The organism is Lysobacter antibioticus HS124 (assembly GCF_000336385.2).
Classification (GTDB): Bacteria; Pseudomonadota; Gammaproteobacteria; order Xanthomonadales; family Xanthomonadaceae; genus Lysobacter; species Lysobacter firmicutimachus.
Map to the genome: position 1 here is coordinate 36,547 of NZ_HG424593.1, position 24,775 is coordinate 61,321.

General features: G+C 69.5%; 20 protein-coding genes and 1 pseudogene. 10 read left to right on the forward strand and 11 right to left on the reverse strand.

Annotation, left to right across the window (positions count from 1 at the left end; translation table 11 throughout):
- Positions 1-55: 55 nt before the first annotated feature.
- From lapB to cmk, 5 genes are all read right to left on the reverse strand, one after another.
- Positions 56-1,234, reverse strand: a complete 1,179-nt coding sequence (gene lapB, locus TX83_RS20870) for a lipopolysaccharide assembly protein LapB (protein ID WP_064749919.1) — start codon at positions 1,232-1,234, stop codon at positions 56-58.
- Positions 1,235-1,236: 2 nt separating this feature from the next.
- On the reverse strand, positions 1,237-1,521 hold the full coding sequence (locus TX83_RS20875; RefSeq protein WP_064749920.1) for a lipopolysaccharide assembly protein LapA domain-containing protein: 285 nt from the start codon (positions 1,519-1,521) through the stop codon (positions 1,237-1,239).
- A 187-nt stretch (positions 1,522-1,708) separates the two neighbouring features.
- Entirely contained in the window at positions 1,709-2,011 is a 303-nt protein-coding gene (locus TX83_RS20880; protein WP_064749921.1) for an integration host factor subunit beta, read from the reverse strand.
- A gap of 171 nt (positions 2,012-2,182) precedes the next feature.
- Positions 2,183-3,871, reverse strand: a complete 1,689-nt coding sequence (gene rpsA, locus TX83_RS20885) for a 30S ribosomal protein S1 (RefSeq protein ID WP_064749922.1) — start codon at positions 3,869-3,871, stop codon at positions 2,183-2,185.
- A gap of 196 nt (positions 3,872-4,067) precedes the next feature.
- The gene (gene cmk / locus TX83_RS20890) at positions 4,068-4,757 is read right to left on the reverse strand and encodes a (d)CMP kinase (RefSeq protein ID WP_064749923.1); all 690 of its coding nucleotides are present in this window, start codon (positions 4,755-4,757) and stop codon (positions 4,068-4,070) included.
- Between the two features lie 285 nt (positions 4,758-5,042).
- Between cmk and ykgO the strand changes: the two genes are divergently transcribed.
- The 8 genes from ykgO to TX83_RS20930 all read left to right on the forward strand — a co-directional run bounded on the left by ykgO (position 5,043) and on the right by TX83_RS20930 (position 11,683).
- Positions 5,043-5,168, forward strand: a complete 126-nt coding sequence (gene ykgO, locus TX83_RS20895; RefSeq protein ID WP_010342887.1) for a type B 50S ribosomal protein L36 — start codon at positions 5,043-5,045, stop codon at positions 5,166-5,168.
- Positions 5,169-5,379: 211 nt separating this feature from the next.
- Complete coding sequence (locus TX83_RS20900; RefSeq protein WP_064749924.1) at positions 5,380-5,709, forward strand: hypothetical protein; 330 nt, start codon at positions 5,380-5,382, stop codon at positions 5,707-5,709.
- A gap of 4 nt (positions 5,710-5,713) precedes the next feature.
- The gene (locus TX83_RS20905; protein WP_064749925.1) at positions 5,714-6,751 is read left to right on the forward strand and encodes an agmatine deiminase family protein; all 1,038 of its coding nucleotides are present in this window, start codon (positions 5,714-5,716) and stop codon (positions 6,749-6,751) included.
- Positions 6,752-6,964: 213 nt separating this feature from the next.
- Positions 6,965-7,852: a carbon-nitrogen hydrolase gene (locus TX83_RS20910; protein ID WP_064749926.1), complete on the forward strand. Its 888-nt coding sequence runs from the start codon at positions 6,965-6,967 to the stop codon at positions 7,850-7,852.
- Between the two features lie 41 nt (positions 7,853-7,893).
- Positions 7,894-8,433 (forward strand): GNAT family N-acetyltransferase, encoded by a 540-nt coding sequence (locus tag TX83_RS20915; protein ID WP_064749927.1) that lies wholly within the window; start codon positions 7,894-7,896, stop codon positions 8,431-8,433.
- 217 nt (positions 8,434-8,650) lie between these two features.
- Complete coding sequence (locus tag TX83_RS20920; RefSeq protein WP_315851276.1) at positions 8,651-9,286, forward strand: TetR/AcrR family transcriptional regulator; 636 nt, start codon at positions 8,651-8,653, stop codon at positions 9,284-9,286.
- Positions 9,287-9,308: 22 nt separating this feature from the next.
- Positions 9,309-10,235 carry an alpha/beta hydrolase gene (locus tag TX83_RS20925; protein ID WP_064749928.1) on the forward strand — a complete coding sequence of 309 codons (927 nt, stop codon included), beginning with the start codon at positions 9,309-9,311 and terminating at the stop codon, positions 10,233-10,235.
- A 236-nt stretch (positions 10,236-10,471) separates the two neighbouring features.
- Complete coding sequence (locus tag TX83_RS20930; RefSeq protein ID WP_064749929.1) at positions 10,472-11,683, forward strand: TraB/GumN family protein; 1,212 nt, start codon at positions 10,472-10,474, stop codon at positions 11,681-11,683.
- A gap of 191 nt (positions 11,684-11,874) precedes the next feature.
- On the opposite strand, the gene TX83_RS20935 is transcribed toward TX83_RS20930, so the two are convergent.
- The 5 genes from TX83_RS20935 to TX83_RS20955 form a co-directional block, all read right to left on the reverse strand.
- On the reverse strand, positions 11,875-12,813 hold the full coding sequence (locus tag TX83_RS20935) for a general secretion pathway protein GspB (protein ID WP_064749930.1): 939 nt from the start codon (positions 12,811-12,813) through the stop codon (positions 11,875-11,877).
- Between the two features lie 3 nt (positions 12,814-12,816).
- Positions 12,817-14,469 carry an ExeA family protein gene (locus TX83_RS20940; protein WP_064749931.1) on the reverse strand — a complete coding sequence of 551 codons (1,653 nt, stop codon included), beginning with the start codon at positions 14,467-14,469 and terminating at the stop codon, positions 12,817-12,819.
- Positions 14,470-14,924: 455 nt separating this feature from the next.
- On the reverse strand, positions 14,925-18,014 hold the full coding sequence (locus TX83_RS20945) for an efflux RND transporter permease subunit (protein ID WP_064749932.1): 3,090 nt from the start codon (positions 18,012-18,014) through the stop codon (positions 14,925-14,927).
- Positions 18,015-18,026: 12 nt separating this feature from the next.
- Entirely contained in the window at positions 18,027-21,554 is a 3,528-nt protein-coding gene (locus TX83_RS20950) for an efflux RND transporter permease subunit (protein WP_261370238.1), read from the reverse strand.
- Positions 21,555-21,638: 84 nt separating this feature from the next.
- A complete protein-coding gene (locus TX83_RS20955) occupies positions 21,639-22,784 on the reverse strand; it encodes an efflux RND transporter periplasmic adaptor subunit (RefSeq protein WP_064749933.1) in 1,146 nt (381 codons plus the stop codon).
- 329 nt (positions 22,785-23,113) lie between these two features.
- Here TX83_RS20955 and TX83_RS20960 point away from each other — a divergent pair, with 329 nt between their 5' ends.
- Both TX83_RS20960 and TX83_RS20965 read left to right on the forward strand, forming a co-directional pair.
- Positions 23,114-23,506, forward strand: coding sequence for a c-type cytochrome (locus tag TX83_RS20960; RefSeq protein ID WP_064749936.1), 393 nt, complete (start codon positions 23,114-23,116; stop codon positions 23,504-23,506).
- Between the two features lie 8 nt (positions 23,507-23,514).
- Positions 23,515-23,964 carry a c-type cytochrome gene (locus TX83_RS20965; RefSeq protein WP_064749934.1) on the forward strand — a complete coding sequence of 150 codons (450 nt, stop codon included), beginning with the start codon at positions 23,515-23,517 and terminating at the stop codon, positions 23,962-23,964.
- A 228-nt stretch (positions 23,965-24,192) separates the two neighbouring features.
- Here the strand turns inward: TX83_RS20965 and TX83_RS23535 are convergent.
- Positions 24,193-24,775: pseudogene (locus TX83_RS23535) on the reverse strand (transmembrane repetitive protein); the annotation flags it as partial.

The window sequence follows — 24,775 nt, forward strand, 5'->3', positions numbered from 1 at the left end:
GCCAGGTGCCTGCGGCGCCGAGCGCCGCATAGATCGCAATCCAGGCCCACATCGCTCAGACCACCGCGTAGTTGAGCAGCGGCTTGACCGTGCCCCACTCCTTGCAACTCGGGCATTGCCAGTGATGGCTGCGCGCGCCGAAACCGCAACGGTTGCAGCGGTAGCTGGGGTTGCGCACCAGCAATTGGTCGGTGATGTGCTTGAGGTCGTGCAAGGTGGCCAGCGGGTCGGCGTTCTCGGCCAGGGTCAGGTCGATCAGCGCCGCCTCGCCGCGCACCGACGGCCGATCCTTGAGCTGCCGCGCCAGGTAGGCGCGCGCCGCCGGCACGCCGTCTTCGGCTTCGACCATGCGGGTCAGGGCCAGCACCGGCGCGATGCCGCGGTAGTGCTCGCACATCTCGGCCAGGAACGCGCGCGCGCCGGTCGCATCGCCGTCGCGCTCGTAGCAGCTCAGCAGCGCCGGCAGTACTTCCGGCAGGTAGTCCGGGTCGGCGCGGGCGACGCGCTCGAAGGCGCGGATCGCCGCCGCGTCGTTGCCGGCCTCGACTTCGATCCGGCCTTCCAGCATGCCGGCCCGGACCGAATTGGCGTCGGCCTCGTAGGCGCGCTTGACCGCCTCGCGCGCGGCCTCGATCTCGCCGGCGGCGCGGTGGCGATCGGCCAGCTCGCACTCGAACTGGGCGATCAGCTTGCCCATCGGCTCGCCGGTCGCGGCCTCGTAGCGTTGCGCGTTCTCGATCGCCTTGCCCCAGTCGCGCTCGGCCTGGTAGATGCCGATCAGATGGCGCAGCGCCAGCGGCGCGCGCATGTCCAGCGCGACCAGGTCGCTGAACACCGTCTCGGCGCGGTCGAGCAGGCCCGAGCGCATGTAGTCCTCGCCCAGCGCGAGCAGGGCCTGGACCTTCTGCTGATCGCTCAGGCCCGGACGCTGGACCAGCGCCTGGTGCAGGCGGATCGCGCGGTCGACCTCGCCGCGGCGGCGGAACAGATGGCCCAGCGCGACCTGGGTTTCGAAGGTGTCCTTGTCCAGTTCGGCGATGTGCAGGAACAGTTCGATCGCCTTGTCCGGCTGCTCGTTGAGCAGGTAGTTGAGGCCACGGAAATACGTGGTCGACAGGCGGCTGACCTGGGTGTCGCTATGGCGCTCGCCGCCGCGCCGTCCGACCACCCAGCCGCCGACGGCGGCGATCGGCAGCAACAGGAAGAACCAGAACCACTGGCTGATGAACTCCATGCTCAGACCTCGGGGCCGGTCAGGGTCGGCGCCGGAGCCGGCGCGGCGGACGCGGCGCGCTCGGCGCGGGCCAGGCGGCGGCGCAACGGCAGCACCACGCTGGCGCTGATCGCCAGGCCGCCGATCAGGGCGCCGATCAGCAAGGCCACGATCAGGGCGATGCCCAGCGAGGTCGGCGGCACGAAGCCGACGCCCAGATCGATGCTCACGATCTGGCGGTTGAGTGCGCCGAGGATCGCCCCTGCCGCGAGGCAGGCCAAGGCGACGAGAAGGCGGATCACGCGCATGGGAAGGTTCCGGAAGTCGTGCACCGGCGGGTGCGTGTCGCGCCTAGCTTAGCGGACGCGAATGCAGGGCGCGTAGAGGCGCGCAGCGCAAGGGCCGGGGTCGGTGTCGGCACAGGGCGGGCCGACGCAAAGCGATGAACGGCGAAGCCGGCGTTGCGCACCGAAGCCCGGCGCGACGAACGCGCGATCAGGCGTCTTCGTCGAGCGGGGTCGCCCCGCTGACGCGCTCGCGCAGTTCCTTGCCGGGCTTGAAGTGCGGCACGTGCTTGCCGGGCAGCGCGACCGATTCGCCGGTCTTGGGATTGCGGCCCAGGCGCGGCGGACGGTAATGCAGGGAGAAGCTGCCGAAACCGCGGATCTCGATGCGGTCGCCGGCGGAAAGCGCGCCGCCCATCATTTCCAACAAAGCCTTCACCGCCAGATCCACATCGTCGCCCTTGAGATGGGCCTGACGCTGCGAAAGGATCTCGATGAGTTCGGACTTGGTCATAGGCGAAACGTGGCCTGGCCGCGAAAGATTCGGAAGTGCTGCGGCGTCGCGATCGCTCGCGATCCCCTGCCGCAGACCGAGGGCGGCCCGGCCCTGCCGGGCCGCCTCGGTGGAGCATCGGTGTTGCCGGCCCGGACGAACCGGGCCGTAGTGCCTGAAACGGAAGAGCGATTACTCGGACTTGCCGCCCAGACGCTCGCGCAGCAGCGCGCCGAGGCTGGTGGTGCCGCTGGCGGCGTCGCCGGCCTGACGGTTGTAGTCGGCCAGGGCCTCCTGCTGCTCGGCTTCGTCCTTCGCCTTGATCGACAGCTGCATGCTGCGACCCTTGCGATCGGTACCGATGATCTTGGCCTCGACTTCCTGGCCGACCTTCAGGTACTGCGAAGCGTCTTCGACGCGCTCCTTGGCGATGTCGCGCGCGGCGACGTAGCCTTCGATGCCGTCGGCCAGCTCGATGGTGGCGCCCTTGGCGTCGACTTCCTTCACCGTGCCCTTGACGATCGAGCCCTTGGCGTTGGAAGCGACGTACTGACCCATCGGGTCCTGCTCCAGCTGCTTGACGCCCAGGCTGATGCGCTCGCGCTCCGGATCGACCGCCAGGACCACGGCTTCCAGCGTGTCGCCCTTCTTGAAGTTGCGGACCACGTCTTCGCCGGTGGTGTTCCAGCTGATGTCGGACAGGTGGACCAGACCGTCGATGCCGCCGTCCAGGCCGATGAAGATGCCGAAGTCGGTGATCGACTTGATCTGGCCTTCGACCTTGTCGCCCTTCTTGTGGATGGCCGCGAAGGTCTCCCACGGGTTGCTGGTGACCTGCTTCATGCCCAGCGAGATGCGGCGACGCTCTTCGTCGACATCCAGGACCATGACCTGAACCTCGTCGCCGACCTGCACGATCTTGGACGGGTTGACGTTCTTGTTGGTCCAGTCCATCTCGGACACGTGCACCAGGCCTTCGACGCCCGGCTCGATCTCGACGAACGCGCCGTAGTCGGTGACGTTGCTGACCTTGCCGAACACGCGGGTGTTGGCCGGGTAGCGACGGGCGATGTTGTCCCACGGATCCTCGCCCAGCTGCTTGAGGCCGAGCGAAACGCGGTTGCGCTCGCGGTCGTACTTGAGCACGCGGACGTCCAGCTCCTGGCCGACTTCGACCACTTCGGACGGATGACGCACGCGCTTCCACGCCATGTCGGTGATGTGCAGCAGGCCGTCGATGCCGCCGAGGTCGACGAACGCGCCGTAGTCGGTGAGGTTCTTGACCACGCCCTTGAGGATCGCGCCTTCCTGCAGCTTCTCCATCAGCTGTTCGCGCTCGACGCTGTACTCGCTCTCGACCACCGCGCGGCGGGAGACGACGATGTTATTGCGCTTGCGGTCCAGCTTGATGAGCTTGAACTCGAGTTCCTTGCCTTCGAGATAGGCGGAGTCGCGCACCGGGCGCACGTCCACCAGCGAACCCGGCAGGAAGCCGCGGACATCCTTGATGTCGACGGTGAAACCGCCCTTGACCTTGCCGCTGATGCGGCCGGTGATGGTTTCGTTCTTTTCCAGCGCGGCTTCCAGCTCGTCCCACACCATCGCGCGCTTGGCCTTCTCGCGCGAGAGGACGGTTTCGCCGAAGCCATTTTCGATCGAGTCGAGGGCGACCTTGACTTCGTCGCCTTCGGCGACGTCGATCTCGCCGGCGTCGTTACGGAACTGTTCGATCGGCACGATGCCTTCGGACTTCAGGCCGGCGTTGATCACCACCACGTCGCCGCGGACTTCCACGACGACGCCGGTGACGATGGCGCCCGGCTTCAGCTTGGCCAGGTACTGCTGGCTCTGTTCGAACAGTTCGGCAAATGATTCGGTCATTGGATTGAATACTCGGTTGAACACACGGGCCGCACCGGCTGGCATCGTCGCCGTCGTGGCGACGCAAGCAGCGCGTGGTCGACCCACCCGTTATGTGATGCGATGGAGCCGCACCATGTGTTGTGGTTGATCCGCCGCGGAATGCGACGGGGCTGTTGCAGCATCCGCTGCGGGGAAAACGTCCGCGCGATGTCGCTCAGTGCGCCGGCAACAAGGCCAGCACCTGTTCGACCACCGCGTCGATGCCCAAGCCGGTGGTGTCGATGCGCACGGCATCGATGGCCGGTCGCAGCGGCGCCACCGCGCGCTGGGCGTCGCGCGCGTCGCGGGCGAGAATCTCCCGTAGCAGACCGTCTAAAGTAACCGAAACCCCTTTGTCTTTCAACTGCTTATAACGCCTCTCCGCCCTTTCCTCGGCGCTGGCGGTCAAAAACACCTTGAACGGGGCGTCCGGGAAGATGACCGTGCCCATGTCGCGGCCGTCGGCCACCAGGCCCGGCAGCTGCCGGAACGCCCGCTGGCGGTCCTTCAGCGCGGCCCGGACCTCGGGGATGGCGGCGATGGCCGAGGCGGCCGCTCCGGCGGTTTCGGTGCGCAGTTCGTCGGTGGCGTCGACCTCGTTGACCAGGACGCGCAGCTCGCCGGCCTGTTCACGAAAGCCGATCCGGGTGTCGAAGGCGCAGCGGACCAGGGCGGCCGGGTCGGCTAGGTCGAGGCCGGCCCAGCCGGCGGCGACGCCGACCGCCCGGTACAGGGCGCCGGAGTCCAGGTAGTGCCAGCCCAGGCGCTGGGCGACCAGGCGGCTGATCGTGCCCTTGCCGGAGCCGGAGGGGCCGTCGATGGTGAGGACGGGGATGAAGATAGAGTCGGAAGATGCGCTGTTCATGACTGTATTATGCGGCCGTCGCAGCGCTTTCTCCGCCGATCCCGCCGCCGGCCGCGGCCGGATATCGGCGCACCGCCGCCCGGCCCGCCCCGACATGCCGCGGCGGCGCCCACCCGGCCCGGGCCACCTTCTCCGCCGCCGCACGGCCCGGTCCGGCGGGCCGCAGCCGGCGCCAGGCGCAGATTTCTTCCTGCAAGCACTTGATCGGGCGAGTTTTTATCCGCTAGAATCGCGGGCTTAATTTTCCACCCGCTTTATTTCACCCACTTTTTGCCGAGGTCTGTCATGAAGGTCCTGTCCTCTCTGAAGTCGGCGAAGGCCCGTCACCGCGACTGCAAGGTCGTCCGCCGCCGCGGCAAGGTCTTCGTGATTTGCAAGTCGAACCCCCGTTTCAAGGCGCGTCAGCGCTGAGTGGCGACGGCGGATTTCAAGTCCGCCGCCCGGGTTCAAGTCGAAAGCCGCCGCAAGGCGGCTTTCTTCGTTATGCCCCTCGAACCCGCCCCGCCCTCGCCTTCGCCCCGGCCTGGCCCGCACCGGTTCATCAAAGCGTGACGGCCGCACGCTGCCGCTGCGCGTCACCTTGTGCCTAGAATCCCGCGTCCTTTGACGAGGTGAATTTGCCATGAAACTGCGCATTGCCGTTGCACCGCTGCTCGCCCTGCTGGCCCTGTCGGGCGCGGCTTCGGCCGAGACCTTGCTGATCGAGCGCGTGCAACAGGAGGGCAAGGCCCTGCTGCCGGCACGCGGCCAGAGCATGGATCAGGTCAAGGCCCGCTACGGCGAGCCGACCCAGCGCCTGGACGCCCGCGGCGGCCAGAAGCGGGCCTGGCCGCAGATCAACCGCTGGGTCTATCCGGCTTTCACCGTGTACTTCGAGAAGAGCCGGGTGATCGACGTGGTCGCGAACAAGGCGGGCGCCGAGGAAATCGGACCGAAACCGCCTATCCTTTGAGGTTATGACCAACAACGCATTGCGCTTCCCCGCGGAGTGGGAACCCCAGTCCGCGGTCCTGATCGCGTGGCCGAACGCCGACACCGACTGGGCCGACCGCCTGGGCGAGGTCGAAGAGACCTACATCGCCCTGGTCGCGGCCATCACCCGGTTTCAGCCCGCCCTGATCTGCGTCGCCGACGACGACGTCCAGGCCTATGCCCGGGCGCGCCTGTCCTCGGCGCGGATCGACATGAGCCGGGTGCATTTCATCGATGCGCCCTACGACGACACCTGGCTGCGCGACTCCGGCCCGATCACCCTCAGGCAGGGCGACGGCTTCCGCCTGCTCGACTTCCGCTTCACCGGCTGGGGCGGCAAGTTCGACGCCAGCCAGGACGACCTCTTGGTCGAGCGCCTGCACGAGCAGGGCGTGTTCGCGCCCGGCAGCGAGCGCGAAAGCATCGATTTCGCCCTGGAAGGCGGCGGCATCGAGACCGACGGCGCCGGCACCCTGCTGACCACCTGGCGCTGCCTGCACGAGCGCCACCCGCAGCTCGGCCGCGAAGAACTCGGCGCCCGGCTGGCCGGCTGGCTGCGGCAGGACCGGGTGCTGTGGCTGGACCACGGCTATCTGGAAGGCGACGACACCGACGCCCACATCGACACTCTGGCCCGTTTCGCCGCCGAAGACGCCATCGTCTACCAGGGCTGCGACGACCCGTCGGATTCGCATTACCGGGAATTGCAGGCGATGGCCGCCGAGCTGGCCGCGTTGCGCACCCGCGACGGCCGTCCGTACCGGCTGTTCGCGCTGCCGTGGCCGCAGCCGATCCTCGACCAGGGCCGGCGCCTGGCCGCCAGCTACGCCAACTTCCTGATCGTCAACGGCGCGGTGCTGATGCCGGCCTACGGCGACGTCGCCGACGCCGCGGCGCAGGCGGTGCTGGCCCAGGCCTTCCCCGATCGCGAGATCGTGCCGGTGCCGTGCCGCGCGCTGATCTGGCAGAACGGCAGCCTGCATTGCGTGACCATGCAGTTGCCGCAGGGCGTGGCGGCGTAACGCCGCGTCGCGTCTGGCAACGCGCGGTCCCCGGGCCGCGCGTTCGCATCCCGCAGGCAGGCGCGATCTCGTCTGCACTCGGACATCCCGCATCGATCTCGCTGCGCCCGCTCGCGCCGGGCCGCTCCGACGATGCGCGTGTCGCCGCCGCCCTGCCGGTCACGGCGCTCTCCTACAATAGACGTCTCGCCTCACCGCCGGACCCGTGCCCCGATGAAAAAGACCACCCTCCCCGTCGCGCTGATCCAGGACCGCGACCACGGCTCGCGCGAAGCCAATCTGGCCAATATCGAGCAGCGGGTCGGCGAAGCCGCCCGCCAGGGCGCCAAGCTGGTCCTGCTGCAGGAGCTGCACAACGGGCCGTACTTCTGCCAGCACGAGTCGGTGCAGGAGTTCGACCTGGCCGAGACTATTCCCGGCCCCAGCACGCAGCGCCTGGGCGCGCTGGCCAAGCAGCACGGTATCGTGCTGGTCAGTTCGCTGTTCGAACGCCGCGCGGCCGGGCTGTACCACAACACTGCGGTGGTCTACGAGACCGACGGTTCGATCGCCGGCAAGTACCGCAAGATGCATATCCCCGACGACCCGGGCTTCTACGAGAAGTTCTACTTCACCCCGGGCGACATCGGCTTCGAACCGATCCAGACCTCGGTCGGCCGCCTCGGCGTGCTGGTGTGCTGGGACCAGTGGTACCCGGAAGGCGCGCGCCTGATGGCGCTGGCCGGCGCCGAGCTGCTGCTGTACCCGACCGCGATCGGCTGGGACCCGGACGACGCCCAGGACGAGAAGGACCGCCAACGCAACGCCTGGATCCTCAGCCATCGCGGCCACGCGGTCGCCAACGGCCTGCCGGTGCTCAGCGTCAATCGGGTCGGCTTCGAACCGTCCCCGCTCGGCGCGTCCGGTATCCAGTTCTGGGGCTCCAGCCACGTGCTCGGCCCGCAGGGCGAGTACCTGGCCGAGGCCAAGACCCAGGAGCCGGAAATCCTGCTGGCCGAGGTCGACCTGGGCCGCAGCGAGCACGTACGGCGGATCTGGCCGTTCCTGCGCGACCGCCGCATCGACGCCTACGCCGACCTGCTCAAGCGGTACCGCGATTGAACCAAGCGCCGAACCGACCGTCGAGCCAGCCGCCAAGCCCGATGCTGCTGCGCGTCGCGGCCGAGGCCGACCTCGACGCGATCGCCGCGCTGTACGCGCGCGAAGTGCGCGAGGGCGTGGCCACCTACGAATACGACGTGCCCGATCGCGCCGAGATGCATAAGCGCTGGCGCGCGATCGCCGATGCCGGCTATCCCTATCTGGTCGCCGAAGTCGACGGCGCGTTCGCCGGCTATGCCTATGCCAGCGCCTATCGCAACCGGATCGGCTATCGCTGGACGGTGGAGAACTCGGTCTACGTCGAGCCGGCGCTACAGGGCCGCGGCGTCGGCGGCGCGCTGATGCGGCGCCTGATCGAGGACTGCACCGCGCTGGGGTTCCGGCAGATGGTCGCGGTGATCGGCGACGGCAGCAACGCCGCATCGATGGCCTTGCACGAGCGCCTGGGCTTCCGGCTGGCCGGCGTGTTCCCCGGCATCGGCCGCAAGCACGGCCGCTGGCTGGATACGGTGCAGATGGTGCGTCCGCTCGGCGACGGCCGCGAGGGCGAGCCCGATCCGGACGTGCCCGGCCTGCGCTGAACCCGCGCCGGGACGCAGTCGCGTTTCCGGCACGCCCTGCGGCGGCGCGTCCGGATATGCGCCGGCCGCCACGGACAGGCCCGGCCGGCCGGCGCAATGTGCCTTTCTCGATGACGGCATCTCCGCCCTTTGGCCCAGGCGCGCCGGAACGGTTCCGCTAAGCTGAACGAAACCGCCCGACGAGCGGTCAAAATAAAACGAACGGACGTGCTATTTTATGGCCATGTCGACTCTGACCGCGACCAATAAGGGCGCCGCCACCCGCGACGCGATCCTGGAACAGGCCTACGGCATCGCTTGCTCGGCCGGCCTGGAAGGCTTGTCGATCGGGCCGCTGGCCGCCGCCGTCGGCATGTCCAAGAGCGGCGTGTTCGCCCACTTCGGTTCGCGCGAAGACCTGCAGTTGGCCGTACTGGACAAAGCGGCGCAGCTGTTCACCGGCTATGTGCTGCTGTCCCAGCTCAAGCAGCCGCGTGGCCTGGTGCGTCTGCGCGCGATCGTCGACGCCTGGTTCGACTGGTCGCGCCACACCGACGGCGGCTGCGTGCTGCTCGGCGCGGTCAGCGAGTACGACGACCGCCCCGGCGCCCTGCGCGATTGGGTGGTCGAGCAGCAAAAGCGCTGGCGCGCCGCCCTCGCGCAGGCGGTGCAACTGGCGGTCGACAACGGCGAACTCGGCGCCGACACCGATACCGAGCAGCTGGCGTTCGAAATCTACGGCCTGGCGCTGATCGTCCACCACGACGCCGGCCTGTTCGGTTTCGATTCCGCGCGCGAGCGCGGGCGCCGCGCGTTCGAACGCTTGGTCCGTTCTTACGCCACGCCCGCTTGCGCCGCCTCCCCCAAGGCCTGATTCCTGTATAGCGAGGTCCGTCATGAGCACGTCCGTCGCCAAAATTAGTACGACCGTTCGTAACATCATCCATTTGTACGGCCTGCGCCTGGGCTTCGTGTTCGGCGCCTGGTTCGCGCCGGATGCGACCGTGCGCCGCGCCGCCGACCTGTTCTGCACCCCGTTCGCGTCCTCGCGCACGCGCGCGCTGGCCGCGCCGACCTTCGACGCTCGCGAAGAGACCATCGAGGTCGACGGCCACGCCATCGTCGCCTACGTCTGGGGCGATCCGCGCCGCCAACCTTATGTATTGTTCGCCCACGGCTGGTCCAGCCACGGCACCCGCGTCGCCCGGTGGCTGCCCGCGTTGCGCGAGGCCGGTTACGCCCTGGTCGCATTCGACCAGCCCGCGCACGGGCGCAGCCCCGGCCGGCTGGCCACCCTGCCCGACTTCACCCGCCATCTGTACGCAGTCGGCGACCACTACGGACCGGCGGCGGCGGTGATCGGTCATTCGCTCGGCGGTGCGGCGACCTTGCTCGCGCTGGCGCGCGGCCTGCAGGCCGAACGCGCGGTATTGATCGCGCCGGCCGCCGATCCGGTCGCCGCGGTGAGCCGCTTCGCCCGTTTCCTGTGGGTCGGCGAAGCGCTGCGCCGGCGCATGATCGGCTACTTCGAAACCCGCGTCGGCCTGAGCTTCGACTCGCAGCAAGCGCACCGCAACGCGCCCAACATCGCCCGCCCGGCGCTGATCGTGCACGATCTGGACGACCGCGAAGTGCCCTGGTCGGAAGGCGAGCGCTATGCGCGCTACTGGCCGGGGGCGCGCCTGCTCAGCACCCAGGGCCTGGGCCACAACCGCATCGCCGACGACGGCGGGGTGATCGCCGCCAGCCTGCGCTTCCTGCGCGGCGAACCGGTCGGTGAGACCGTCGTGTCCAGCGGCAACTTGCCGTATGGGTTGGCCTGAGGGGCGGGGATTGGGGATTGGGGATTGGGGATTCGGGATTTGGGGATCGCTCGGGCTGAACAGCGAGTCGAGCGGGAGACAGAGGACGCCGCTTCGACGAATCCCCAATCCCCAATCCCGAATCCCGCGACAGGCAGGCAACCGTCCGCCACGGGTTTGCCGGCACCCGGCCGCAACCTCTATGCTGCGGGCCTTTCTGTGCTCCGGCACAGCTGCCGCGAGCCTTTCCGATCCGCATGAACGAACCGCATCTCGTATCCGACGGCCTGCAGGGCCAACCGCACGCCATCGTCGAACGCGACGGCGTGCGCTATACCCTGCTCGGCACCGCCCACGTGTCCCAGGCCAGCGTCGATGCCGTGCGCGATGCGGTCGGCACCGGCCGCTACGATGCGGTCGCGGTCGAACTCGATCCGCAGCGCCTGCAGGCGCTGACCGACCCGGACGCATTGGCGCGGCTGGACCTGATCCAGGTGATCCGCTCCGGCAAGACCGCTTTGTTCGCCGCCAACCTGGCCCTGGCCGCCTACCAGCGCCGGCTCGCCGAACAGCTCGGCATCGAACCCGGCGCCGAACTCAAGCGCGCGGTGCTGGAAGCGCGCCAGCGCGAGCTGCCGGTGCATCTGATCGACCGCGAGGTCGGCCTGACCTTCAAGCGCGCCTCGCAGCGGCTGGGCTTCTTCGGCCGCGGCAAGCTCGGCGTCGGCCTGGTCACCAGCCTGTTCGCCGCCGACGAGGTCGGCGAGGACGAAATCGAAAAGCTCAAGCAGGGCGACATGCTCGAGTCCAGCTTCGGCGAGTTCGCCAAGGAAAGCCCGGAGCTGTACGACACCGTGATCGCCGAGCGCGACCGCTACATGGCCGCGCGCCTGCGCGAGACCGCGGGCGAGTCGCGCGAGGTGCTGGCGGTGGTCGGCGCAGGGCATCTGCAAGGCCTGGCCAAGCATCTGCGCGAGGACCAGGGCGACCCGGTCGCGCAGCGCATCGCGCTCGAGCAGGTCAAGACCAAGAGCAAGGTGCCGTGGGTGATGATCGCCATCACCACCCTGATCCTGGCCGGCATCGCCTGGGGCTATTGGAAAGGCGGGGCGCAGATGGGCACCGAGCTGCTGTTGCAATGGGTGCTGTTCACCGGCGGCCTGGCCGCGCTGGGCTGCGCGATCGCCGGCGGCCATCCGCTGAGCGTGATCACCGCGGCGATCGTCGCGCCGTTGAAGCCGTTCCGCCCCGGCGTGCCGACCGGCGCGTTGAGCGCGCTGGTCGAAGTGCATCGGCGCAAGCCGGCCTACGGCGATTTCCTCGCCCTGCGCGACGACGCGCAAACGGTGGGCGGCTGGTACCGCAACCGGGTCGCGCGGGTGGTGCTGAATTTCCTGCTGACCAACCTGGGTTCGATGGCCGGCGTGTGGCTGGCCGGTTTCCGCATCGCGGCCAAGCTGGTCGGTTGAAGCGCACGCGACGCCGCGCTTGCAGGAGCGGCGTAAGCCGCGACAAGCGGAGCGATGGGCGCAAGCGGAGACGCCGCCCCCCCTGATCATCGGGCTTCGACCCGGTCGCGACAGGGCTTCGGATCCTGGCGCGGTGTGTCACCGCTCCGGCTGTCGCGGCTCACGCCGCTCCGACAAACAGCGAGCGCGCTTCAGCGCAGCGACAACTGCAAGCGGCGGCCGTTCCAATCCAGCACCGCGCCATCGGGGCGAATCGCGACCAGCACCGCTTCGCCGATGCGGTCGCCTTCGGCCAGCCGCTGACCGTCGACGATCACGAAACGCCGCGCCGGCTCGTCGTTCCACATATGCATGCTGAGCTTGAGCGGCGGCAATTGCTTGCGCGCCTCCGGCGAAAGATCGGCCAGGCGCATCGCCCCGCCCTCGCCTGCCGGCTTGGCGGCGGACGGCGGCAGAACCGGCACGGGCTCGGGTGCCGCCATCGGTTCGAGCGCGGCCGCCGCGGCGGCGGTCTGCGCGGGCGCGGCGGATGGCGGGCGCGAGGCGGAGCTGGAAGCAGAAGCGAGGTTCGACGAAACCGCGGCAACCGGCGCGGCGGGCGCGGGCGCCGACGCGTTCGTGCCGATGGCTGCCGTGGCCGCCAACGAGGCCGCGGCGGTCGGTGGCGCAGATACCCGCTCCGCGGTCGTCGCCTTCGCCGCGGTCCCGGTCGGAGGCGAAAGCGCGGCAGCCGGCGCACCACCCCGCTCGCCGGCGGTGACCGAAGGGGCACTCGTGCGTTCTCCTGCGACGGCGGAGACATCCGGCCCAGAAACGCCAGGCGCAGGAGCCGCGGTCGCAGCGACCGGTTCGCGCCGCTCCGCAACGTTCGCGGCAGCGTTCGGCGGCGCGGCCGCATCGGCCGCCGTGGCGGCAACCGGGCCCGCCGGGCCCTGCGGTAAGGATTCAGGGCGCAGCATCCACACCCCCACCGCGGCGGCGAGGACCGCCGCGCCGGCGCCCCACAACCAGGGCGCCGCCGAACGCCGCAGCGGCGGCGGCAGCGGCGGCAACGGCGCGTGCAGATCCGGCGTCTGGCCGCGGCGGCGCTCGGCCTCGGATTTGCGCAGGGCTTCCAGGATCAACGACATCGTCTACTCCAATACCCGTTGCAGGCGCGGCCCGGCGGCGTCTTCGGCCGACAGCGCGAACAGCGTTTCCGGACCGACCACGCCATCGCTGCGCAGGCCGCGCGCGGCCTGGAACCGGCGCACGTCCTCCGCGCCCGCGTCGGCGACGCCGAGGCGCGCGTTCAACCACGCCTTCGGCGCGCCTTGCAACGGCTGGGGCAGCGGCGCGCTCAGACCTTCGGGCCCGCGCCACAGCGCGGCGTATTCGCCGTTCCACAGGCGCTGCAACGCGATCCGGTCGAGGTCGACGTCGCGGCCGTGCAGCCACAGCCGCGCATCGACCGCGTCGACGCCGCGCAACAGCGCCCAGGCGCTGCGGCCGTCGGCGTTCAGGCGCAGCAGCACCGGCCGGCCCAGCGCGGCCAGCGCATCCAGGCGGGCGTAGCCGCGCAGGCAGTACAGGCCCGGCGCGACGCTGCGCGCGCAAGCGGCCGCCGCTTCGACCGCCGGCGGCCCGGAAGGCAATTGCCACAGATCGAGCAAACGCTGCCACGCCGCGGTCGGGTCGGCGCCCGCTTCGCTCATGCGCTGCGCCGCCGACGCCGCGTCCAGGCGCGGCACCGCGCCCGTTGCGATGGCGGTTGCGCTCGCGACTGAGGACGCCGGGGGCGCCACCGGCGCCTGCACCGCCGACACCGCGGATGCGGCGACACGGGAATCGGCCGCGCCGCGCGATGTGGGCGTGGCCGCCGTCGCGGCGGCGGTAGGCGCGGACGCACGCCACCACCAGGCGCCGGCCGCGACTGCGCCGGCCAGCGCGGCCGCGACCAGGGCGACGCGCGCATACCGGCGCCGGCGCGCGACCGGCGCCAGCGCCTCATACGCGGCCTGATCGACCAGCGACTCGCCGACCGTGGCGTCGTCGCGGGCGTAGCCGCCGAGCAGCGCGCGCTCGGAAATCACGTTGATCAGCCGCGGCACGCCGCCGGAATGGGCATGGATGCGCTTGATCGCCGCGGCGGTGAACGGCAGCCGCTGGCCGCCGGCGACGCGGTAGCGATGGCGCAGCAAGGCGCCGGTTTCCTGCGCATCCAGCGGGGTCAGATGGAACCGCGCGGTGATCCGCTGCGACAGTTGGCGCATGTCCGGGCGCGCCAGCATGTCGCGCAACTCGGGCTGGCCGATCAGCACGATCTGCAGCAGCTTCTGGGTGTCGGTTTCCAGGTTGGTCAGCAGGCGTACCTGCTCCAAGGCCTCCACCGACAGGTTCTGCGCTTCGTCGACGATCAACACCACGCGCAGGCCGCGCGCATAGGCGTCGAGCAGATACGCGTTGAGCGCGTCGACCAGGGCCTTGACGCTGCCGCGGCGGCCGGCCAGGTCCAGGCGCAATTCTTCGCCGATGGTCTCCAGCAGTTCGACCGGGCTCAGGCGCGGGTTCAACACCAGCGCGGCGCGGGCGTGGTCGGGCAACTGCTCCAGCAGCAAGCGGCACAGGGTGGTCTTGCCGGTGCCGACCTCTCCGGTCAGCAGGACGAAGCCGCCGCCGCCGCCCTGGCCGACGCCGAACAACAGGTGCGCCAACGCGTCCCGATGACGCTCGCTGAGGAACACGAAGCGCGGGTCGGGCGTGATCGAAAACGGCGGCTCCTTGAGCCCGTAATGATCCAGGTACATGCGCGTGCCGGCGGCGGAATGCGCCTAGCCTGCCACGAAATCCAAGCCCCGGCGTGGCTGGGCCGCGCGATCGGCCCGCTTGGCCGGGGCGGACGCAGTGCGAAGCCCGTGCCCGTGATGCGCGTCCAAAGCGGAACGTGCGCGCAGGCATGCGCCGCACGGACGGCGGCGGGGCTGTTCGCCGATGCGCCCCGGCGCGGATCGGGACGCATCGTCGGAGCCGTATGCCGGCCCGGCGGATCGGCCGCAGGGCAAGGCGCCGGCGGTCCGGACCGCGTTGCCCGCTCGCACAGAACTGATGTCGCCCCGCCCTCGAAGCGAAGCCGGCGAGCCGCGCGGCGGCGGCCGCTGCCGCCGCGATCCGGGTGCGCATGATTCGCCCTGGAGCGGCGACGCACGGTTCCATCGTCCGTGCGCCGCCCACGCGGGTCGGCCGCCGCGGCGGCGTCAACGCGTCATGCGTGCTGTGCCGCCGGCTCCACCGCATCCGCCGACTGCGCCGGCAGGCCGCGCGCGCGCCGCACCAGCTTGGCGGTGCCGCCGCGCAGATCGTCGAGGATGGCGTAGATGGTCGGCAGGAACAGCAGGCTGACCACGGTCGAGAACGCCAGGCCGCCGGCGATCGCGCGCGCCATCGGGTAGTACGGCGGCATGTCGCCGCTGGTCTTGGTCGACAGCGCGATCGGCACCATCGCCAGGATCGCCGTGCCCATGGTCATCAGGATCGGGCGCAGGCGTTCGCGGCTGCCCTCGACCAGCGCTTCGGTGCGCGACAAGCCGCGCCGGCGCAGGTTGTTGATGTGCTCGATCATGACGATGCCGTTGTTGACCACCACGCCCATCAGCACCAGTACGCCGATGAAGGACATGATCCCGAAGGTCGTGCCGGTGATCCAGAACAGCCAGAACACGCCGAACACCGAGAACAGCACGCCGCTCATGATCGCCGAGGGGAACAGCAGCGACTCGAACACCGCCGCCATCACCACGTAGATCATGATCAGGGCGATCAGCAGGTTGAACAGCATCTGCTGGTTGGCCTCGTCGTCGCGCTGGAACGCGCTGCCGTCGAAGGAATAGCTGTAGCCCGGCGGGAACGCGATCCGCTTGAGGATCGCCTCCATCTCCTTGCGCGCCTCCGGCACGGTGACCTTGTCGCCGAGATTGGACTTGATGGTCAGCGTGGTCTGGCGATTGACCCGGTTGATCTGGGTCGCCGACGGGCGCACTTCGACCTGGACCATGCTCAGCAACGGCACGGTGCGGCCGTCCGGCGCGCGCACGGTGAAGGAGGCGATCTCGGCGGTGTTGAACTGGTCGGCGCCGGCGAAGCGCGCCCACACCTGGACCTCGGTGTCGCCGCGGCGGAACTCGCGCAGCGTCGCGCCGCGCAAGGCCAGGCCGACGAACTTGGACACCTCGTCGGCGCTGAAGCCGAACGCGGCGGCGCGTTCGCGGTCGACCCGGATGCGCAGCTCGTTGTTGCGGTCGCCGGCGTCGATGCGCACGTCGCGGAAGCGCGGGCTGCGGGCCAGGATCGGCACGATGTCCTGCCCCAACTGTTCGAGCATGGCGCTGGAATCGCCCACCAGCTGCACCTGGACCTGGTTCTGCTGGCCCTGGTCCTCGTCGAAGCCGACCCCGATGCCGGCCCGCGCCGACTTCGGCAGGCCCTTGCTGATCTGGTCGGTGATCGGCTTGGTCTTCTTGACCAGCTCCTTGTCGAAGGTGATGACCGTGCTGGCGTCGCCGTCCTCGCTGTAATACGAGTACACCTGGGTGATGTGGAACTTCTTGCGGTTGGCGTCGAGGTAGTCCTCGACCCGCTTGACCTCGTCCGACATCTGTTCCTTGGTGTAGCTGCCCTTCCACTGGTAGTAGATGTTGGCGCTGTCGCCGCCTTCGCCGCCGAACATGTCGAACTTGGTCTGGGTCATCGGCACGATGCTGACGGCGATGATCAGGATGATGCCGAGCACGCTCCAACCGCGGTGCTCCAGGGTCCAGCGCAGCAGCGCGGCGTAGTTGCGCTGCAGGTAGGGGATCAGGCCGGTGCTGCGATTGATCGTCGGCGGGGTCTTCAACCGCGCCGAGATCATCGGGATCAGGCTGACCGCGACCAGCCACGAGGCCAGCAGCGAGACCGAGATCGTGATCGCCAGCTGCGACATGAAGATCTTGATCTGGTTGGTCTCGCCGAACAGGTTCGGCACGAACACGATGCAGTGGCACAGCGTGCCCGCCGACAAGGCGATGGCGACGTGGCGGGTGCCGATCACCGAGGCCAGCCGCGGCTGGTCCGGCATCTTCTCGCGCTCCTGGTAGATGCTCTCGACCACCACCACCGCGTTGTCGACCAGCATGCCGACCGCCAGCAGCAGGCCCATCATGGTCAGGATGTTGAGGGTCACGCCGACGAAGTACATGAAGCCCAGGGTGATCACGAAGCAGATCGGGATCGCCAGGGTCACCATCAGCGTCGACGGCCAATGGCGCAGGAAGAAGAACAGCACCGCCATCGACAGCACCAGGCCGACCGCGCCGGCCTCGGCCAGTTCCAGCAGCGAACTGGTGACCTCCTCGCCCTCGTTGGAGATGATCTTGAACTGGACCCCGCGCAGCGCCGACTCGGACTTGACCTTCTCGACCTCTGCCAGGGCCAGGCGCGAGACTTCGACCAGATTGGCGTTGCGGTCCTTGAAGATGTCCAGGCCCACCGCCGGGCGGCCGTCCAGGCGCCGGCCGTAGGCCATGCGCTTGGGCTTGTAGCGGACCTCGGCGATGTCGCCCAGGCGGGTGCCGTTGGTGCCGATCACCAGGTCGCGCAACTGCTGCAGGTCGGTGATCTCGCCGATCGGCTGCACCCGCAGGCGCCGGCCGCCGTCCTCGATCTCGCCGGCCGACACCGAGAAATTGACCGTCTGCAGGCGCGTGGTCAGCTCGTTGAGGCTGATGTTGTGCGCGGTCAGGCGGTCGGGCGCGATGGCGATCTCGACCTCGTTCGGCGACACGCCGGAGATCTCGACCTTGGCCACGCCCGGCAGGCGCTCGATGCGGCGCTTGAACTCGCGGTCGATCAGCTCGTAGGAACCGGACAGGTCGTGGTCGCTGGCCAGGCGGACGCGCAGGAACGGCTGGTCGGTGGTGGAGAACTTGAGCACGAAGTAGCGCTGCAGGTCGTCCGGCAGGTCGCTGCGGATGGCGTCGATGCGTTCGCGCGCTTCCGAGGCCGCGATGGCGACATCGCGGTCCCAGTCGGCGAATTCGATCACCACGCTGGCGTTGTCCGCGCGCGCCTCGCCCTGCATGCGCTTGATGCCGGTCATGGTCGACAGCGCGTCCTCGGTCGGCCGCAGCAAGGTGCGCTCGACCTCTTCCGGGGTCGAGCCGGCGTACGGCATCTGCACCACCAGGAACGGGAACGAGATCGACGGGAAGGCCTCCAGCGGCAGGCGCACCGCCGCGATCAGGCCGATCACGAACATCGACACGAAGGCCATGATGATCGTGACCGGGCGCCGGATGCTGAACTCAGCAACGCTCATCCTGGGTGCTCCTCAGGCCTGGCCCGGCCGGTGACCGTGCGGCGGATGGTGCAGGTCGGCGTCGTGCAGCGGCTCCTGCTCCTCGTGGATGCGTTCGCTCACCGCACTGGCGTCGCGCCGGGCGCGGCGGGCGCGCTCGCGGTAGTGCTCGTCGGAACGGCGGTCGAGCAGGTCGTACACCACCGGGATCACCACCAGGGTCAGCAGGGTCGACACCAGCAGGCCGCCGATCACCGTGATCGCCATCGGCGCGCGCACCTCGGCGCCCTCGCCGGTGGCGATCGCCAGCGGCAGGAAGCCGAACAGGGTGCAGGTGGTGGTCATCACGATCGGCCGCAGGCGCGAACGCGCGCCTTCGATCAGCGCCTCGCGCTTGGCCACGCCTTCCTCGCGCAACTGGTTGACCTTGTCGATCAGGATGATCGCGTTCTTCACCACCAGGCCGACCAGCAGGATCAGGCCGATGAACACCACCACCGACACCGGCGAACGGGTCAGCACCAGCGCCAGCACCGCGCCGACCAACGCCAGCGGGATGGTGAACAGGATCACGAACGGGTGCAGCAGCGATTCGAACTGCGAGGCCATGACCAGGTAGACCAGGAAGATCGCCAGGCCGAACGCGAACAGCAGCGAGTTGATCGACTGCTGCAGCTCCTCGCCCTGGCCGCCGATGTGCATGCCGATCTCGGGGCCGAGCGGCTGCTCGGCGACCATCTGCCGGACCTCGTCGATCGCGCCGCCGAGGTCGATGTCGCGCAGATTGGCCGAGACGATCGCCACCCGCACCTGGTCGGCGCGGTGGATCTCGCTCGGACCGGTGGTCGAGACCACGTCGGCGACCGAGCTCAGGGTCACCGGCCGGCTGCTGCCCGGATTGACGATCAGGCGGCGGATGCTCTCCAGCGAGGCGCGGTCGGATTCGCGCGCCCGCACCAGCACGTCGATCTTGCGGTCGCGGAAGCTGTAGCGGGTGGCCACTTCGCCGCGCACCTTCTTGACCACCGCATCGGCGATCTGGCGCGTGGTCAGGCCGAGCGCGCCGGCGCGGTCCTGGTCGAAGCGGATCTGGATCTCGGGGAAGCCCTGTTCCACCGTCGACTTGACGTCGGCGTAGTGCGGATTGGCGCGCAGCATCGCCGCCATGCGCTGGCCGGCGCGCTGGATGGTTTCCAGGTCCTGGCCGCGCAGCTCGATTTCCAGCGGCGTCGAGAAGCTGAACAACTGCGGCCGGGCGAAGCCGACCTGGGCCGCCGGATGGGCGCCCATGGTCTCGCGCAGGCGCTCGGTTTCGGCCGCCTCGACCTGCTTGCTGCCGCCGTCGGCCATCACCACGGTGAGCTTGCCGATGTTCTCGCCGCTCTCGGTGGGGTTGGCGTCCAGGCGCGTGCCGCTGCCGCTGACGCCGAACAGCGCGCGGATGCCCGGATCTTTGCCGTGCTTGAGCTGCAGCTCGCGCACCAGCTTGTCGGTCTCGCGCAGCGGCGTGCCCGGCGGCAGCTTGACCGTCATTTCGAAGCGGTCCTGGGCCAGCTGCGGGATCAGATCGGCGCCGAGCAGCGGCACCGTGGCCATGGTCGCGACGAAGGCCGCGCCGGCCAGCAGCAGCACCAGGGTCGGCCGGCGCAACGCCGCCGGCAACAGCTTCAAATACGTGCTTTCGGCGCGGCCGTAGGGCGCCATCGCCAGGTCGCTGGCCTTGCGCATGACCGGGCCGACCACCGCGGCGATCCCGCGCCACAGTTTCACCACCAACCAGCTCAGGCCGAACACGCTGCCGCGCACGCCGGCGCCGGCGCCGTGGCCGATCGCGGCCAGCGGCTTTTGCAGGCGCGAGTTCGGCTGCCAGCGCGGATGGCCCTCCTCCTCCGGGAACGCCATCGGCGGCCGGCCCTTGAGCGCGCTGAGCATCGGGATCAGGGTCATCGACACGACCAGCGAGATCGCGATCGCCAATGCCACGGTCAGGGCCTGATCGCGGAACAGCTGGCCGGCGATGCCTTCGACGAACACCAGCGGCAGGAACACCGCCACCGTGGTCAAGGTCGAGGCCATCACCGCCATGCTGACCTCGCGCGTGCCCTGGATCGCCGCGTCGAGAATGCCCAGGCCGCGTTCGCGCGCCTTGGCGATGGATTCGAGCACCACGATCGAGTCGTCCACCACCAGGCCGGTCGCCAACGCCAGGCCGCCCAGCGACATCACGTTGAGGCTCAGGTCGAGCTGGCCCATGAAGAAGAAGGTGGTGACGATCGAGACCGGCAGCGACAGGCTGATCACGAACGTGCTCCAGCCGTCGCGCAGGAACAGGAAGATGATCAGGATCGCCAGCAGGCCGCCGATCACCGCGTCCTTCTTGACGTCGGCGATGGCGTGGCGGATGAACTGCGACTGGTCGTCGATGGTGGTCAGTTCGACGTCGGCCGGGATCTGCGACTTGATCGCCTCCAGCCGCGCCTGGATGGCGTCGGCGGTGGCGACGGTATTGGCGTCGCCCTCCTTGTAGATCGCCAGTTCCACCGCTTCCTTGCCGGCCAGGCGGATGATCGCTTCGCGTTCCTTGTAGCCCTGGCGGACCTCGGCGATGTCCTTCAGCCGCACCGGCTTGCCGCCGGCCGGCGTGCTCTGCGCGCCGTCGTTGGCGCTCTGCACCGAAGCCGCGGCGGCCATCGCGTCGGCCGAACCGGAGGCGGCGGCGACCCGGGCCATTTCCGCGGCCGCGTCGGCCGCGGCGTTGCCGCCGGCCTGCTGGGTGGTCACCAGCATCTCGCGGATTTCGGGCACGGTCGCGAACTGGTTGACCGTGCGCACCAGATAGCGCTGGCTGCCCTCCTGCAGGCTGCCGCCGGAGATGTTGATGTTCTCCTGCTGCAGCCGCTGGATGACGGTGTCGATCGGCAGGTTGAGCTGGGCGATCTTCTGCTGGTCGATGTCGACCTGGATCTCGTCCTCCAGGCCGCCGCCGACCTTGACCGCGGCGACGCCGTCGACCGGCTCGAGTTTCTTCTTCAGATCGTCGTCGGCGTAACGGCGCAGCTCGGTCAGGCGACGGATCGCGTCGGTGTCGTCGGCGGCCCCGCCCTTGTTGGACAGGGCGATGCGCAGGATCGGCTCGGTCGAAGGATTGAAGCGCAGCAGCACCGGCTTCTTCACTTCCAGCGGCAGCTGCACGACTTCCATCTTGTCGCGCACTTCCAGACTGGCCTGGTCCATGTCGGTGCCCCAGGCGAATTCGAGCACCACGTCGCTCTGGCCGGTGCGCGAGACCGACTTGAGCTTGCGCAGGCCCTTGACCACGCCGAGCGCCTCTTCCAGCGGCTCGGTCACCAGGGTCTCGATTTCGGTCGGCGCCGCGCCGGTGTACTCGGTGCGCACCGTCAGCGTCGGATAGCTGAGATCGGGCAGCAGGTTGACCTTGAGACTGTTGAGCGCGATCACGCCGAACAGCAGGAAGGTGATGGTCACCATCGCCACCGTGACCCGGCGGCGCGTGGAGAATTCCACGAGGTTGAAGGACGTCGTGTCCGAAGGCTGAGCCACAGTCAGTCCCCACGTTCTCTTAGGGTTGTCAGCGGCCGGCGCCGCGGCGGACGCGGCGTCGGCGGAGGCGCGCGCCCGGCGCGCTTATTGCTTCTGCGTGGCCGGCTTCGCCGCGGCGACTTCACGCGGCGGGTTCTGGCCGATCAACTGCACCTCGGTGCCTTCGCGCAGCGCGGTCTTGCCGGCGACCACGACCTGATCGCCGAGCTTGATCCCGTCGCGGACCTCGGCCCAGGCGCCGTCGAGGTAGCCGAGCTTGACCGGCACCCGCGCGACCTTCTTGCCGCGGACCACGAACACCGCCGGATCGCCCTCGTCGTCGAGCAGCGCCGCGCGCGGCACCACCAGCGCGTCGGCGCGGTTGTCGTAATCGATGCGCAGGCGGCCGAACATGCCCGGCTGCAGGGCGCCGCCGCCCTCGAAGCTGCAGATCACCCGGAAGGTGCCGCTGCCCGAATCGACCACCGGCGCGACCCGGTCGACCTTGCCGGCGAACGTCTTGCCGGGCATGGCGTCGACCGCCATCTGCACCGGCAGGCCGGCCTTCAGCGTGGCCAGCTCGCGCTCGGGCACGTTGAGGGTGGCCTCCAGGCGCGAGGTGTCGACGATGCGGATGATCGGCGAGTTGATCTGGACGAAATTGCCGGTCTTGATCGAACGCGACGCGACGATGCCGGAGATCGGCGCCTGCACGTTGGCGTAGGACAACTCGAGGTTGGCCATGCGGTTGGCGGCGCGGGCGTTTTCCAGGTCGTAGCGCAACTGGTCGTTGTCGTTGGCGCTGAGCAGGCGCTGTTCGGCCAGTTGCTTGGAGCGGGCGTAGTTGGCCTCCAGCTTGCGCATGGTGGCGTTGGTCTGGGCCGCCTGCAGCTCGGCGCGGGCCGAGTCGAGCCGGACCAGGACCTGGCCGGCCTGGACGTGCTGGCCTTCCTCGACCATCACCGCCAGGGCCACGCCGGAGGTCTTGGCCACCACCTGCGATTCGGCGCGCGCCTCCAGCGGCGCGGTGCCAGTGTAGCTGGCCGCGATCGCGCGCCGGGTCGCCTGGGCGACTTCGACCGGTACCGCCTCGGACGCCTTGTCCTTGGCTTCCTTGCCTTGCGCCTCGGCGGCGCCGGGGCCGCCCTTGCAGGCCGCCAGCCCGAGCGTACAGGCCAGGGCCAGGGCGGCGACCGCCAGCGTACTGCGCGCCGAAGCACCGCCGCGGCGGTTATGGGTGAGATGACGCATGCGAAACGACCCCAGGATTCTCATAAGAACGTCGAAGGACTTCGGCGGAACCGGCCGTATGCCGGTGTTGTATATAGGTATATCACCGGCCCGGAAAGCCACCATCCGCCGAAGGTCATGGTGACTGGAGCCATGGATTTATTCTGAGGCACGGTAAGCGCGAGCGGCCGCGGCCGCCGGCGTTCCGGCCCCGAAGCATGGATGCGTCGAACGACGACTTCGTTGCAGTCGCATCGCCGGCTATACTCGCCCACTTGTGCGCGGTCTCCGGCCGCGTAGAGCCAGCCACCACCTTTCGCTAGCCATTCGAGATTGCGGACTACGACATGATGCGACCGCTGACGATCGCCTGTTTCGCTCTGACCCTGGCCGCCGCTACGGCGCACGCGCAGGAACCCGCCAAGGCGCCGGCCGCCACTGCCGCGCCCGCCGCCGCAGCCGCACCCGCCCCGGCCAAGGCGCCGACGGCGAAAGGCAACGCCGAAACCGGTCGCCAGCTGACCTACACCTGCCAGGGCTGCCACGGGGTCACCGGCTACAAGAACGCCTATCCGAACTATCACGTGCCCAAGATCGTCGGGCAGTCGCAGGAGTACCTGGTCAACGCGCTGAGCGAATACAAGAAAGGCACGCGCAAGCACCCGACCATGCAGGCCCAGGCCCAGAGCTTCTCGGACCAGGACATCGCCGACATCGCCGCCTTCCTCTCCAGCGCCAAGTGAGCCGCCCCATGACCCAGATCCGCTTGATCAAGCGCGGCGTCGCCCTGGCCGCACTGTCGCTCGCCCTCGCCGCCTGCTCCAGCGCCGACGCGCCGGCCGGCCATTCCTCGGCCGATCGCAACGCCGGCCACACCACATCCTCCTCGGGCCTGCCGGCCGGCCGCATCGCCGAAGGCGAGAAGCTGGCCAGCGTCAAGGGCGCGGCCACCGGTCAGTCCTGCGTGGATTGCCACGGCGCCGAAGGCAATGCGCCGATCGACCCGACCTACCCCAAGCTGGCCGGCCAGTACCACGACTACATCGCCCACTCGCTGCAGATGTACCGCGACGGCGACCGCGAGCACGCGTTGATGTCGAACCAGGCCAAGGCGCTCAACGACCAGCAGATCGCCGACCTCGCCGCCTACTTCGGTTCGCGCGACAAGGGTCAGCTGCGCGACCTGCACGGCATTCACTGAATCGCCGCGCGGGCCTGCGCCGCGTACGCTCGCCGCAGGACCTCATGAAGGAAAACGGCCCGCTCGCGCGGGCCGTTTTCTTTTGTATCGAGTCCGGCGCGCGCGCCGCTCGCTGCTCGCCGGCGGACCGGTCAACGGGCCGGACCGGCCGCCGCGATCCACCGCCCCGCCGCCGCGCCCGCCCTATCGCAGGCAGCGACGCGGGAATCCGGTCCCAGGCCCGGGCGCTCAGCCGCCCGGCGGCGGCCGCACGCTGCCGTTGTCTTCCTGCAGATGCGGCTTGAACGGCACGTCCGGCGGCGGTCGCGCCTCGGCCGGCTGATCGTTGAGGTTGGGGTCGTTGATGCCGCAGCCGCCGCCGGCCATCAACAGCACCACCGAGCAGCGGATGCGCTTGCTGGTGCCCGGGATCGGGATCATCACGGTCTGGACGCTGCGCCGCACCCACTCGGCCAGCAGGGTCTCGTTCGGACGCCAGTACTTGTCGAAGGTGGTCGGCTCGTAATCGTTGGGCTTGCGCCGCAACCAGGTGCCGGCGCGGTCGAGGTCCTTGATCTCCTCGGTGATCGTGCCCGGCGGCTGGCCCGGCGAGGCCGACCCCGGCGTCTCGGCCAGGCGCACCCGGCCGTCGCTGCCGTACAGGCCCGGGGCCTGGCTAGGCTGGCCCGGCTGGCCGCCGGGGCGGTTGCGCGCGGCTTCGCCCCAGTCGTCGCCGCGCTTGGGCGAAGACCAGGTGCCGGGAGCCGGCGTCGGCTTGGGCCCGGCGCCGGCGGTCGCGGCCGGCGCGCGCGCAGCGGCGCTCGGCGCGCTC